At 67.6% G+C, this 13,983-nt stretch carries 8 protein-coding genes and 3 pseudogenes; 7 read left to right on the top strand and 4 right to left on the bottom strand.

Annotation, left to right across the window (positions count from 1 at the left end; all coding sequences use genetic code 11):
• Nucleotides 1-238: 238 nt before the first annotated feature.
• Nucleotides 239-3,118, bottom strand: coding sequence for an AAA family ATPase (locus ACWCQ1_RS36065; RefSeq protein ID WP_451028255.1), 2,880 nt, complete (start codon nucleotides 3,116-3,118; stop codon nucleotides 239-241).
• 949 nt (nucleotides 3,119-4,067) lie between these two features.
• Between ACWCQ1_RS36065 and ACWCQ1_RS36060 the strand changes: the two genes are divergently transcribed.
• Nucleotides 4,068-5,243: a DUF4241 domain-containing protein gene (locus ACWCQ1_RS36060; RefSeq protein ID WP_451028254.1), complete on the top strand. Its 1,176-nt coding sequence runs from the start codon at nucleotides 4,068-4,070 to the stop codon at nucleotides 5,241-5,243.
• Between the two features lie 273 nt (nucleotides 5,244-5,516).
• On the opposite strand, the pseudogene ACWCQ1_RS36055 reads toward ACWCQ1_RS36060, so the two are convergent.
• Nucleotides 5,517-5,862, bottom strand: a pseudogene (locus tag ACWCQ1_RS36055) (transposase); the annotation flags it as partial.
• 383 nt (nucleotides 5,863-6,245) lie between these two features.
• On the opposite strand from ACWCQ1_RS36055, the gene ACWCQ1_RS36050 reads away from it, so the two are divergent.
• Nucleotides 6,246-7,064 carry an IS5 family transposase gene (locus ACWCQ1_RS36050; protein ID WP_358612385.1) on the top strand — a complete coding sequence of 273 codons (819 nt, stop codon included), beginning with the start codon at nucleotides 6,246-6,248 and terminating at the stop codon, nucleotides 7,062-7,064.
• A gap of 89 nt (nucleotides 7,065-7,153) precedes the next feature.
• Nucleotides 7,154-8,395, top strand: a complete 1,242-nt coding sequence (locus tag ACWCQ1_RS36045; protein WP_451028253.1) for a GMC family oxidoreductase — start codon at nucleotides 7,154-7,156, stop codon at nucleotides 8,393-8,395.
• A gap of 761 nt (nucleotides 8,396-9,156) precedes the next feature.
• Here the strand turns inward: ACWCQ1_RS36045 and ACWCQ1_RS36040 are convergent.
• Nucleotides 9,157-9,768, bottom strand: coding sequence for a TetR/AcrR family transcriptional regulator (locus ACWCQ1_RS36040; RefSeq protein ID WP_451028252.1), 612 nt, complete (start codon nucleotides 9,766-9,768; stop codon nucleotides 9,157-9,159).
• Nucleotides 9,769-9,903: 135 nt separating this feature from the next.
• Between ACWCQ1_RS36040 and ACWCQ1_RS36035 the strand changes: the two genes are divergently transcribed.
• The 3 genes from ACWCQ1_RS36035 to ACWCQ1_RS36025 all read left to right on the top strand — a co-directional run bounded on the left by ACWCQ1_RS36035 (nucleotide 9,904) and on the right by ACWCQ1_RS36025 (nucleotide 12,915).
• Nucleotides 9,904-11,130 (top strand): MFS transporter, encoded by a 1,227-nt coding sequence (locus ACWCQ1_RS36035; RefSeq protein ID WP_451028251.1) that lies wholly within the window; start codon nucleotides 9,904-9,906, stop codon nucleotides 11,128-11,130.
• A gap of 79 nt (nucleotides 11,131-11,209) precedes the next feature.
• Nucleotides 11,210-12,193 (top strand): alpha/beta fold hydrolase, encoded by a 984-nt coding sequence (locus ACWCQ1_RS36030; protein ID WP_451028298.1) that lies wholly within the window; start codon nucleotides 11,210-11,212, stop codon nucleotides 12,191-12,193.
• A 197-nt stretch (nucleotides 12,194-12,390) separates the two neighbouring features.
• On the top strand, nucleotides 12,391-12,915 hold the full coding sequence (locus ACWCQ1_RS36025) for a helix-turn-helix domain-containing protein (protein WP_451028250.1): 525 nt from the start codon (nucleotides 12,391-12,393) through the stop codon (nucleotides 12,913-12,915).
• 55 nt (nucleotides 12,916-12,970) lie between these two features.
• On the opposite strand, the pseudogene ACWCQ1_RS36020 reads toward ACWCQ1_RS36025, so the two are convergent.
• A pseudogene (locus tag ACWCQ1_RS36020) lies at nucleotides 12,971-13,135 on the bottom strand (IS5/IS1182 family transposase); the annotation flags it as partial.
• Between the two features lie 458 nt (nucleotides 13,136-13,593).
• Between ACWCQ1_RS36020 and ACWCQ1_RS36015 the strand changes: the two are divergent.
• A pseudogene (locus ACWCQ1_RS36015) lies at nucleotides 13,594-13,983 on the top strand (helix-turn-helix domain-containing protein); the annotation flags it as partial.

Below are 13,983 nucleotides of genomic sequence, written 5' to 3'. Positions count from 1 at the left end.
GCGGCAAGCGGTGGCCGGGATAGTCAGTTCCGTGGGTGAGTCTGGTAGCCACCTGCTGCGATGAGCCGGCATGACGAACCGTCCAGAGTCCGCTGCCCAGGTGGCCCCTCCCATGAAATGCTTCGCATTGTATCGATGCGCCACAACCGCAGTGAGTCCGAATCGCTGCCAATCGGCGCCCGCTTCATGTGACAACAGCTTCTGACGAAGGACATAGGGGCACCCCCCAACCGGGCTGTCAGATCGCGGTCGCCCCGTTCCCCGGGTCTGATCCGCCCTGGCTCCTGGCGGTGTCCGGCACCAGCCCCAGCCGGGCCAGACTGCCATCCAGCCAGGCCGCGGCCAGCTTCACCCGGGAAGGGCACCCGGTGCGTCTGTACAACCGGGTCAGCCGCTGCTCCACGGTCTTCTCACTGCACGACAGCCGGGCCGCGATCTGCCGGTTGGTCGCACCGCCGCTGACCAGCTCGATCAGGCTGATGTCCTGCTCGCTGAGCCCGCGGCTGACCGAACGGCGCCTCGGCAGCGAAACATTCCGGCGTTGCGCCGCGCGGTCGATCACGGCGCGCACCGGCCGCCCGATCGCCATCATGTGCGAGATCCGCCTCACCTCGACGAGCCACGGCTGGGGGTCGTCGCCGAGCTCCAGCAGGCCGTAGCAGCACAGCAGGCCCAGAGGCGTGTCGTCCCGCTGGGCCACCAACCGGTGGGCGGCCAGCAGGCTATCCGCGTCACGATGCACCAGGCCACGTCCGATGAGCACCGCTTCCCGGCTCATGGGCGAGGCCTCTTCCTCGTGCAGCGCCTCCAGCTCCTCCAGCGCCTGCCGCGCCGTCTCCGGCCGCTCCTCCAGCGCGGACACCACGAGGATCCGCAGCAGCACCCGCTCCACGCCCGCGAGCGTGCCGTCCTTGAGTGCCCGGCGCACGGCGCGCCATCCGCCCGCCAGCGCCTCGTCCGTCTGCCCCGACCAGTACCGCACGGCGATGCGCACCCGGTCCACCAGTGGATGGACCACGTCGTCGGGGATGAGGTCCAGCCAGGCGCGGGCGTGTCCCAGCTCACCGCGCATGCAGTGGATCTCCGCCGCCAACGCCCGAGCCAACTGTCCCGGCCCGGCCGCGCCGTCGGGGCGGCTCCGTGTCTCGATCCGGCGCGCAGAGGACAGAGCACTGTCCCAGCGTCCCTGGAGATAGTCACGCACCATCGCCCGGTAACGGATGGCGGTGCTGTGTCCGGCTCCGGTGTAACGGTCACCCAGCACGGCTGCGAAGGCGCCCGCCAGGTCCCCGTAGGCCGCGGCGTTCCGCAGCCGGGTGAGGGCCTCCTCGGCGACAGCGCCCGACGGCAGCGCCTGCCGCGCACTGTCGAGCTCCGCCTTGCTGCCCACAGCGGCGGCTATCAGCCGCAGTTCGACGGCCGCGAGCAGCGGACCGTGGCCGCGCCCGGGGGCGGACGCGGGGGCCTCGACGTCGTCCCATGCTGTCAGGGCCACCGGACCAATCCCGTACAGTCCGGCGAGCGTCACCGCCCTCGCCACGGCCGGCATCGACTCGAACGCGGTTCGGTATCGCTCGCCATCGCCCTGCCAGAAGGGGAACCGGTGCTCGTGCAGCACCGCGAGAACCCATAACTGGACCGCGAGTTGCAGGGCAGTCCGGTGCCCGCCGGACCGTTCTCCGGCGGCCGGGTGATCCACCCACCATTCCACACAGGCGAGCAGCGGTTGACCGAGATCCAGCACCTCCTCGTAGTCGGCGTACCGCAGGCTGAGTTCGACGGCCTCGCGCAGCACGCCCGGCGTCCTGGGGTCACCGGGGGACAGACGCCGCAGCGCCGACCGGTAGGCCTGTGTGGCCCGCCGGAGGGTCGATGGTGCGTAGTTGCGGCCGGCGGCGAGCAGCAACGGGACCGCGAGCCCGTCGTCCAGCAACGGACCGGCCGCCGCGACGTGGTCGGCCAGATACGGGTAGCGGGCGCCCGCTGTGGCGGCGTCCATCCGGTCGGTCACCGACGTGACGATCCGCGCGTGGACGCCCGCCAGATCACTTCGCATGGGCAGCACCCGCAACGTCGCGGCCAGTGCGGGAACGGGGAACGACAGACGGCGGTCACCGTCGACGGTCAGCACCTCGTCCTTGACGAACCGGTCCACGTCGGCGGCGACCGCCGCGGCGCGTGCTCCGTCATCCGGCCACATGAAGTGAAGGTCGTCGACCCTGACTTCGCCGCCACCGATCAGATGGGCCAGCGCGGCGGCCAGCTCCACGGACTCGGCGTCCATGCCGGGCCGCACAAGCTGGAGCAACCCTTCCGGCCGGCTGAGCGGACCCAGCCGGTTCGTGCACTCCATCACACAGAGCCGGCCGTCCAGCTCGAGCAGGAGGCCGCTCTCCCGCCAGCAGCTCAGCAGGGACAGCACTGCCTCCGGGTTTCCGGCCAATGGCCCGAGCGCCCGTGACAGCGTCGTGAGCAGCGCCGGTTCGACGGGCCGACCGGCCCACCACACGGCCAGCTCGCCGATCCCGGACGGCGGAAGCGGCCGCAGTTCCAGCACCCGGTCGGCCGTCGCCGCGAGGGCGGTTCCGCCGGCCCGTCCCGCGGCCCCGGGACGGCCGGCCATCACCACGGGAATGTCCGCAGGGCGGAAGGCGCGCAGTACCACCCCCAGAGCGGAGGCGGTCTGCGGCGGCATCCGCTGCACGTCGTCGAGAACGACAGCGAAGGGGACGGACCGGGCGGCGTCGGCCAGTACCTCGCCCATGGTCTTGAGCAGAACAGACTCACCACCGCGGTGGGTGATGCGCCACTGGACCCGGCGCACGGCGGTGATCCGGGCCGGCAGCCAACCGTCGTGGATCCTGGCGAGCACGTCGCACACCGCATCGGCCAGGGCCGCTACGCCAGGTGGTGCCTCGGTGTCCTCCCAGTTCATCGTCACGATCTTGGCGCCGTTCCGCGTCGCCACCAGCCGCGCCTGCTCCAGCAGGGCGGTCTTCCCCACCCCGGCCCGGCCGCTGATCAGCAGGGTCTGCGCCGACGTACCCGTGGAGCCCAGGATCCGGGCCACTTCTTCGACTTCGCGGTCCCGTCCGATGAGAGGCGCACGGTGCCGCACGAGCATTCCTCCCACGCCTGCGAATCACAACCTTCCAAGTCGATGCACGCCTCACGGGGGCTGCCACCACGTGCCGGTGCTGATCGTGGTCGTCTCTTCACACGTCAGTCGGATCGGAGCCTGATGCCGGGTACGACGAAGACCCTGCCGCTGGGCAGTGCGTCGACGACGGCGTGCAGGGTCAGCAGCTCTGCCGGCGATACCCGCCGGGCGACTTCCACGCGCGGCCCGGCATCTTCCGTATGCACCCGCCCCGGAACAGCCCGGGTGCTCCCCCCACTGCCTTTCGGCAGCTTAGGAAGATCGCCACGGTGTACACATGAACCACGACGACATCCTGTGTGGAACATGAGCGCCACGCTTGCCATGCTCGCCTACGCGTTCCTCGCGGTGACGGCCGTGCAGGATCGTGTAAAGGGGGTGCCGAGGCCGACACACCCGACCTCGTGGACACCAGCCGGAATCCGTCGTCTGCTGGCAACTCAACCTCGCCACCGTCCTGCACGCCGCGATCACGCGGTGAACTGGTCACGATGGCGCCGCCGTCACCAGGCACGAGCCCGACGCTGTCACTACAAGCGGCGCGGACACACGTTGGTGGGACGACCTGTCCAGGACCGTCCCAGCCATGCCCAACCCCCGCTACACTCCCCACCGCCAAGCCGTTGACCAGGAGAAATACAGAAGTCCGGCTGGAGTATTAGTACTCTAGTGCGGTTTCGTGATCTATCCAGCAGGTTCGTCGGCGGTCCGTCGTCGGTAGTAGCTGCGGCGGGCTGTTGCCTGGTGGCGTCTGCGCCAGTTGGACCAGTGCAGCAGCCTGGTTGCTGACTGGGCAGGTGAGTTGAAGACGGCGAAGGGGGCTCAGGCACCGCCGCTATCGCCTCACTGCGCGGTACGTTTCTGGCAATCGAATGCTTCGGCCGACATGCACACCGCAGGAGAGGTCATGCCCGTTCTCGCCCCCGACTTCGTACATCTCTTCGCGCCCGGCACCAGCCATCCGTACCCCCGTGGCGTCGGTCTGTTGGTGAGGGTGCTACCGGGTGTTCCGCTGTCGCTGCCGTCTGGCCGCGTCATCGCGATGGATCCGCTCGGCTGCGGGGCCGGCGATCCTGCTGAGATGGCGTTCACCCAGCAGGTCCGGCCGGGCAGCTATCCGGTCGTCCTGGTCATCGTGGACGTGATCGGTCCGGACGGCGGGCACCGGGACACCCGCGTGGCCGCGGCCCGGCTGGAGATACGGGACGAGCCCGTCGCCACCTGGGAGTTGGCCCTCCGGCCCGGCGAGGACATGGAGGAACTCGATGACGACGAGCTCTTCGGCTACCCCGTCGACGGTGGCACCGGATGCTTCGTCGATGCCCAGACTTTCCAAGCCGCTGTCGAGAAGGAGGACTTCGCGGGTCAGGTCGCGGAATCCTTGTGGAGCAGCCCCCAAGCTCCTGTCGGCTCGGTCCGCGAGTGCGCCCCGATCACCATGTCTGTGGGCGACGATGACCGTGCCGTGGTCCTGTTCGGCACAGGCTGGGGCGACGGTTGCTACCCCACCTGGATCGGCCGCACTGCCGACGGCGACGTCGCCTGCTTCCTCACCGACTTCCAGGTCCTGGGGGACGAGAACGATGGGGAAGCCGCAGGCGACGCTGAGGATGTACGGAACCGACTTCATGCCCCACTAGAGACCGTCGCTCAATACCGCGCTTTGATGCATCGGCTGGAAGGCATGCCCATCCTGACCGAGCTGTTGCCGGGCGACACCCTCCGGCTGGGTTCGTTGTCATCCAAATCTGGAACATTCCTTCTCGTGAATCAGGACGACGGTGATGTAGTGATCTATCGTGCCCAGGACGGCGCGACGGTGTGGAGGACTGGCACCCTGTTTGAAGATGAGCTCATCGGCCTGTCGAACCGTTTGGTGCTACAGGACAGCGGTAACCTCGTGGTGTTCGCGCCCACTGGCGTACAGGTTTGGAACAGCGGCACGCCGGGTCGGGATGTTCAGCGCGCGGTGCTCGGCGACGACGGCAGGCTCGTACTGGTCGACGCTGACGGCCGCGAAGTCTGGTCATCCGAGCTCCTGTATCCGAAGCCGATCTCGCCTGGCCAGTCGCTGATCAAATAGCCGACATCGAACGGACGGCGCGAGCATTCCGGGCAACCGTCAGGAGAACACCGGACCACGCATAGGCGGCCAAGGTCACCATCCTGCACCTCGAGCCGTTCCCGGCCAGCCAGGTTGTCCTACGCAAGCTCGTCGAGCTCGAACTGCATCACGTCGACCTGAACGCGAGCTACCGGCCGGCCCACTGGCCGGTCACCTTCAAGCCGCTCGAACTGTCCGAACCCCTGCGAGGCCAGGCCGCCGAGAGGATGTCCTATCGCGGCGAAGTAAGAGGTCGATCACACAGGCCGACGGCTCGGCGTCCCGTCCATCCTTCTCCCGTAGCAGCCGCCTGAGCAGGGCCGTTGAGCCAGGCGAACACGCCTTTCTGCTGCCACTTGGCGAAGTATCCGTAGACCGTGTTCCAGTGCGGGAAACCCGTGCGGGAGGTAGCGCCACTGGATTCCGGTGCGGTCCTCATACAAGATCGCGTCCATGATGTCAGCAGGTCGTGCTCGGGCGGCCGGCCGAACTCCAGAGCTCTGCCGCGGCGCTCGAAGCGCCATGCCGAGAGCACCGGCTCAATCGACCCCCAGCGGGCATCGGACAGATCACTCGGATACGGACGTCGCGGCGGCATGTTTCCGTCGTATCGCCGCGGATCGAGTGCGCCTGGCGGCAACAGAAGCACACGACCACGTAGGGCCGGACGTCCTGGAATGAAACAGGAACGGGCCACCCCTTGGCCACGTCCACTTGTACGCAGACACCCGGCCGATAGAAAAATTCGAAGCTAAGGTCGTCTCGATCGTGGGTTTTGATCATTTGGGAGACGACTCCGGCGACATGGATTGGATGAATATGTTTGACTTCATTGTGTGCGGCAGCGGTTCTTCAGGCTCGGCGCTGGCAGGTCGGCTCGCCGAATGGCCCGACGTGTCGGTCCTGCTTAGGGGTCCTTGCAGAATGATCTCCCTGTGGCACGGTGGAGGTGTAGTGGTTCCGTCTTTGTGGGGGTGACCCGTGGCACGGCGGAAGCCGTGGGAGATCAGTGACGAGCTGTGGGCGGTGATCGAGCCGCTGCTCCCGAAGCATGAGCGACGGTTCCGGCACCCCGGGCGCAAGCGGATCGATGACCGCAAGACTCTGCAGGGTGTGCTGTTCGTCCTCTACACCGGAATCCAATGGGAGTACCTGCCGCAGGAGTTGGGCTTCGGCTCGGGGCCCACCTGCTGGCGGCGGCTGGCCGAGTGGCAGGAGGCCGGCGTGTGGGAGGAACTCCAGCGGGTGCTGCTGGACCGGCTGCGGGCGGCGGACCGCCTGGACTTCTCCCGCGTCACCGTTGATGCCTCGCACGTGCCGGCCAAGCGGGGGCGCAGCAGCCCAAAAGTCGGGCCGAGTCCGGTTGACCGTGCACGGCCGGGCTCGAAGCACCACGTGCTGACCGACGCGCACGGCACCCCGTTGCGGGTATCGCTGACCGGCGGGCACCGCAACGACGTCACCCAGCTGCTGCCGCTGGTCGACGGCGTACCGCCGGTGCGGGGCAAGCGGGGGCGGCCTCAGCGCAAGCCTCGCGCGTTGTACGCCGACCGGGGCTACGACCATGACATCTACCGCCGCCGACTACGCGAGCGCGGCATCGTCCCGAAGATCGCCCGCCGCGGTCAGCCACATGGCTCGGGCCTGGGTCAGGTGCGATGGGTTGCCGAGTCCGCCATTGCCTGGCTCCACGGCCCCCGCCGCTTACGTACTCGCTGGGAAGCCCGAGACGACATGCACGACGCTTTCCTCCAGCTCGCCCACTGCATGACCCTCGCCCGCAAGGATCCAGCATTCTGAAAGCACCCCTTATTGAGGCGGGCGGTAGCGACGAGATGGAGGCTGTCCAAGACCCGAACCAGTGGCTGTTGAATATGGGTACGGACCGGGTGTGGGACTTCACCACAGTGCCCGACCCGGCGGTTGGTGGCCGGGCGCTTTCCTACGAGATGGGCCGCGTCCTCGGCGGGGGCGGCAGCGTCAACGTGAGCAACTGGGTCCGCGGACACCGTGACGACTGGGACCACTACGCCGCCATAAGCGGCGACCCTGCCTGGGCAAACAAGGCCATCAGTGATGTCTTCCGGCGCATAGAGCAGAGCCCGATGCATGTGGAGAACGCGCCGTCGCATCCGCTCGGCGAAGCTGTGCTCGCGGCGGCAGAACACGCCGGGTTCACCACGTATGCGAACCTGAACGCCGGTCCCGGCACGCAGGAGCGGGCCTTTGTCCGGTCTTTAAAAACCATCCGACACGGTCGCCGCCGCTCGCCCTATAGGGCCTACGTGGCCGACAGGGAACTGCCGAACCTGACCGTGATGTCCGGCTCGCTCGTATTGCGCCTGCTCATCGAAGGCGACCGGGCGGTCGGCGTCCAGGTACTGACCGGCGGACGGGTCGAGGAGATCCGTGCGGCAGCAGAAGTCGTCCTCTCGCTCGGTGCGGTCAACACACCTCGGGTGCTCATGTTGTCGGGCATTGGGGACGCCGACGAACTCCGGCGGCACGGCATCCCGGTCACCCGACACCTGCCGGGCGTCGGCCGCAACCTGCAGGACCACGCCCATATCGACCTGAACTGGGATGCCGCCTCCGGGGTTCGGCTGCCACCGCCCGGCGACACCGGCGTGGCCGGCTTCTGGCCGTCGGCTTTCCTCTATGTGACGCCGTCCATGGCAGGCGGGGTCAACTTCATGGTGGGCGTGCCGATGCGCAACCCCGGCCGGGTTCGGCTGTCCTCGGCCGACCCGACTGCCGCCCCGCTCATCGAGACCGGATACTTCACGCACCCCGAGGATGTGACGGACGTCCGGAAGGCGCTGGACACCGCCAGGTCGATCGGTACCGCGCCGCCTCTGCGGTCCTGGATAGCCGACGAACGGCGGCCGGGCGCCGCAGACACCGACCGGTACCTTCGGGAGACCGTCCAGACGTTCTGGCATCAGACCGGCACCGCCCGGATGGGCAACGACGACATGGCCGTTGTCGACTCCCGGTTGCGGGTCATAGGGTGCCGGGGCCTCCGGGTCGCGGACGCCTCCGTCCTACCCCGAGTCCCAATGGCCAACACCATGGCGCCGAGCGTGGCGGTCGGCGAGCAGGCCGCTCACTTCCTGGCGGGAGACCGGTGAACTCGTGCTGGTCCTGCCGGAACCCTCGGGCCTGCTGAGACCGGCTGTGTGGCCAGGCCGGTATCGCTGTAGGTATGTCGCGGTGACAGGTGGGGCAGGCGCCGGTCAGACCGCGAGGAGTAGCTGCAGTTCGCGGGCCACGCGGGAGAAACGGGCTCCGGTCTGCAGGAAGAGTTCTTCGAGTTCCAGGTCCCATGCGTTCGTCGGTACATCGTGGATCACGGCGAGGGACTGCTCACCTCGCTGCCACTACATGCGGCGTGGGCAGCGGAGCCGGGTTGGTCGGGCGGTCAGTGAGGTCTTGCCATCCTGATTCTTGCTGGACAGCGGGGCTGGCGTGTCTTCCCTGTGGGGTGCTCGTGCTGGTCGGGGCGGAGATCGGTAGCACGTGATCGTCCGTCAGGGCCGTCTTCTGCGCTTCCGGGGTGCGGGTCTCGGCTTGCTGCGTAGGGGCTCGCAGCCCGGGTGGTGTAGCCGTAGGCGGATACCGCAGCGAAGCCTACGACCAGAGCCAGCCCGGTCTGCAGAAGGCCGCGAAGCACATGCGCGCGGCGCGTCAGCTGCTTTGGCAGCTCTGCGAACACAGTGCAACGCTCTAAGGTGTCGGGCTCAGCCATGCCCCGGCCCTATTGAGCATGGGAGCAATATCGCCCACGGAGCGTGACGGCTTTGCGCAGCCGCTTCTGCCGGCGGTGGACCCGGTAGGCGGTCCGTGGGCATGCCGGGCTGCAGAAAGCCGGGTCCTGGCGGAGTGGTGCCCGTCAGCCTTGGGTAAGGTCCCCGGATGCTGCCCGGGCGAGGGTATCCGCCACTGTTGTGCAGGCGAGCCGGGCCACCGACTGCAGCTCGGCGTCTGAAGCGCCGGCACGGCTCAGGACGGCCAGCGACTGGTTGACAGCGACGACAAACGTGGCGAGTTCGTCGAGCGTTCGAGTGTCGGCCGAGGAGTCCTCCAGTGCCGCGCGTACCCGTTGGCGCTGCAGGTCGAGAAGGCCACGCACCTGAATGCTGTTCTCCTCGTTCAGTGTCGGTGACTGTGCGGCGGACTGGGCGATGAGACACCCCACGGGGACCGATGGGTCGGCGATACGGCTCAGGATGACCTCGAAGAATGCCTCGACCGCGCGCACCGGATCACCAGGGTGCGCCGCGAGCGCCTGCTCGTACCGCGCGCCGTAGATCGACGCGTAGCGGTCGAGGCACTGGCGGAACAGGGCGTCTTTGTTACCGAAGGCGCCGTAAAGGGAGCCGCGGCCGAGACCTGTTGCGGAACCGAGGGCATCGAGTGAGGCGTCGGCGTACCCGCGCTGCCAGAACACTCGCATGGCCTGGTCCAGGGCCGCACTGACATCGAACTGCTTCCGGCCAGACATGGCGCGCACCTCCCGTTTCCCTTGCCTGCTGTGAGCCTACCCGTATTTTGGATCGATCGGTCAAATTATCCTTGACCGATCGATCCAAGATGCTTAGTGTGATGACCAGCGTTCCCGCACTCGAAAGGCCGCACGATGATCGACAAGGTCGCGTCAGACGTCCGCACACAGGCGGGTTCGCCCGTTGACGGACGCGGGCCGCGCGCCGGGTTCTGGCTCATAGCCGCGGTGTACATGCTGGTCATGCTGGGCGGCACGCTGCCGATTCCGCTGTATGCGTTCTGGGCGCCGCAGATGGGCTTCGGGCCCTTCACCACGACGCTGGTCTTTGCCGTCTATGCCTTGGGGACCGTGCTCGCGTTGATGGTGTTCGCGTCGCTTTCCGACCGCGTGGGCCGCCGTCCCCTGCTGGCCGCTGCTCTCCTGGCTGCGGCGGCGAGCACCGCGCTGTTCCTCGTCGCCCACAACGTCGGAGCCCTGTTGGGGGCACGGTTTCTGTGCGGCTTGAGCACCGGTGTCTTCACTGCCACGGCGACGGCCGCGCTGGGTGAGCTTGCCGGAGCCGAACACGACCGGCGGGCGTCGACCGTCTCCACGGTGGCGAACATGGGCGGGCTGGGGCTGGGCACTGTTGCCGCCGGGCTGTTCGCGCAGTACGGGGTGGATCCCACCCACCTGGTGTTCTGGGCCTACCTGGCCGCCCTGGGCCCGGCGCTGCTGGCCGTCATCGTCACCCCGGAAACCGTCACGGCCCGGCAGCGCCTCGCGCTGTCGGTGCGCCGGCCGGCCATTCCCGACCAGCGGACAGCGCGGACCGAGTTCCTGCAGGCTGCCACAGCCGTGCTCGCCGCGTTCGCGGTCGCGGGACTGTTCTCGTCGTTGGTGCCTTCCTTCCTCCGTGAACAGTTGCACGTCCACAACGTCGCGGCTGTCGGCGCACAGGTCGGGCTGTTGTTCATCGTCGCCCTGATTGCACAGGTGGCCGCCCCGGAGCGGTGGATCTCCGGGCGCTGGCCGGTATCGGCGTTCCTCATAGCGGGCGTCGCAGTGTTCGAGACCGGCCTGTGGACACGGTCACTGTCCACGTTCGCCGCCGGAACCCTTCTGGCGGGTGCCGGCATCGGCCTGGCCTTCCGCCGCGGCATCGGGGTCACCCAGCGGCTCGCCGACCCGCGGCGCAGGGCGGATCTCCTTTCCACGTACTTCCTGTTCGCCTACACCGGCACGATCGTGCCCACGCTGGCCCTCGGGTTCCTCGACCAGACCATCGACCAGGACGTCGCAACCCTGATCCTCGCCTTCACCGTCGTGGCGACAACCCTCACCAGCGCACTGAGCCGCCCCACTGGCGCCACCACTTGATCGACCACCATCGCGCGGCTCCGCCCCTCTCCTGCCCACTCCATGACACCGCGTCAACCCTGTGCCAAAAGGAATGATCATGAGTCTGTCATCAACCAACCTCCCCGCACCCGAAGGCCCCGGTTCCGTCCCCCAGGCGCCGAACCTCCCGGCCCGATTCACCGACACTTTCACCAGCCGGTACGTCGATACCGGAGACCTGCGCCTGCACGCCGTCACCGGCGGCGAAGGGCCCGCGCTGCTGCTGCTGGCCGGCTGGCCTCAGACGTGGTATGCCTGGCGCCTCCTGATGCCCGCGCTGGCCCAGGACTTCGCGGTTGTCGCGGTCGATCCGCGCGGTGTCGGGTTCTCCGACAAACCCCTGGACGGGTACGACACCGGCACCCTTGCCCGCGACATGGTGGCGCTGATGGCCTCGCTCGGGCATCAGCGGTTCGCCATGGTCGGTCACGACGTTGGGATGTGGACCGGCTACGCCCTGGCCGCGGATCACCCTGACCGGCTCGACCGCCTGGTCGTCGCCGAGGCCGCGATCCCCGGGCTTTCCCCAACACCGCCTCTCTTCGGCAGCCGGGAAGCCAACGACCGCCTCTGGCACTTCGCCTTCAACCGCCTCACCGACGTCAACGAGCAATTGGTCAGCGGACGAGAACACCTCTACTTCGGCCACCAGTTCGCCACGAAATCCGCGAAGCCACTGCCCGACTACGCAGTCCAGCACTACGTCGACACCCTCGCCGCCGACCCGGAAGCCCTGCGAGCCAGCTTCGAGTTCTACCGCGCACTCGATACGACCATCTCGCAGAACCAGAAGCGCAAGAGTCGACGGCTGTCCCTCCCCGTCCTGGCGATCGGGGGAGCGGAGAACTTGGGCGCATCGGTCGGCGCGACAATGAAGCTTGCCGCCGACCATGTGGAGAGCCTTGTCCTCCCCGAGTGTGGCCACTACCCCGCCGAGGAAGTCCCAGAGGCGATGCTGTCGGCGCTGACCGCGTTCTTGGCCCCATACCGCGATAGGCGGATCACATCAGGTATCCCCACGGCACGTGGTACGGAAGCCTGACGACTTGAGGAGAATGCCGAGGCGCGGTCGGTCCGGAATGAAGGAAGGGCCGCACGGGTTTGGGTGAGTTGTGACGCTTGCTTGAGCCCGTACGGCCTGTTCCCATCCTGCCCTGTCCAGGGTCTCACATGCACATCTCGGCGAGTTGATCGAAGAGTTGGCCCCGAAATGGGTGGCGCGCCGGGAGTCCTCGCTGCGTGAGCGGCGGGGCGGCGAGCGTCACCGAGCGGCCGGCGCGGGCCGTAAGCCCAAGCTGGTGTTCGTCGACCCGGCTCCTGGTCACCCTGGTGCACCTGCGGCTCGGTCTGCCGCATACGGCGTTGGCCAAGTTATTCGCGGTGGACCGCTCCACCGTCTCGGCGGCGGTGCGGGAGATCCGGCCGCCGCTGGCGGCCCGTGGCTTCGCCACCCCCGACCACCCCGGCCTGCGGATCCGCACCCTGGACGACCTGTTCGCCTACGCCAACATCGAGGGCGTCGAACTGCGGATTGACGGCACCGAGGTCCAGGTCCGGCGCCCAAGGGCGGGCCGCCCGGGCCGCAAGGTCTTCATCTCCGGGAAGAAGAAGCAGAACACCATCAAGATCACCACCTTCCTGCATCCCGAAGCGCGGTCGCGCTACGCGAACGGCTGCGTGCCGGACGGCGAGAATGGAGATTGCCGTTTGACGGGAAGCGGCAACCCACAACACCACGTGAAGAACCCGACCTACGAAGGATAGAAACGGCTCACTCAATGCCCTCTCGGGCGATGCGATGCCGAATGCCTCGCTTTCATAGCCATCGGCGCATGATGTCGTAGTCGTAGCCTTTGTCCGCGTGCAGCTTGGCAGGCCGGGGTCCGCGGCGGGAGCAGATCGGCAGGAGACCGCGTACGAGCGGCTCGAGTTTCTGGCTGTCGTGGAGGTACGCGCCGGAGATCCCGATGGACGGAGGTAAACCGGCCGCTGTCTGGGTTACCTTCAACTCATGGAAAGCAGTACTCTCGGCAGCGTCGAGATCTCCAGAGTGATCGAGTGGCATGGCAAATTCGCGCCTGCCAGCGTCCTGTCTCCATCCGTGTCAGACGACCTCATCTATGCGGAGTTCACCGTGAACATCCATCCAACGCAGCGACTACCGAGGTTACTTCGCCTCGCCGCTGATGAGCGGGCTGGGCAGCTGTTCCGCGAGAGCCGCCGCTCACTCACAAGGAGTCCTCAGTGAGGGGAACCGGGGCTCGCTACAGTGCCAGGTCGCGCGGTGCTTTCGCGCTGGACTCAACCAGGCCCGGCGCGGGTCGATGGGGAATGGATGCCTTCCAACGTGAGTGGGAGACCAAACTTGGCGATCCGTTTCGTTTGCCGGCCTTCAGCTCGGACACGACCGCTCATTTTCGGGTCAGGAGCCGGGGGGCCAGGGTGGGCGATGTTGCAATCACCGATCTTTACGGCGTGTCGCCCGTCCGGACCGCAGGCAGGCCGCCAGGCGCCGAAGATCAGGTTCGCATGTACATAGTGTCGCGCGGTGAATGGACTTTGGACAGCCCGCGGGACCGTGAGGAGCGGGCCGTATCGGCCGGGCAATTCGTTTTGCAGCATTTTGGGCTGCCACCGCGATTCGAGACCGCGCCGCACACGAAGGCGAAGATCGTTTTTCTGCCCTCCGCGCTATTCAAACCATTGCTGGGAAATCGGGTCCTGACCGGCAGCGCATACTCGGCCGAGATGCGCCTGCTACTGGCCCACACGAACATGGTCCATCGAGCAATCGCCGACCTCAGCCCGGCCGGCGTGCACGCCGCCCACGGC

The sequence above is a fragment of the Streptomyces sp. NPDC002144 genome, from assembly GCF_053593695.1.
This window is presented reverse-complemented; position numbering and strand designations above follow the sequence as displayed.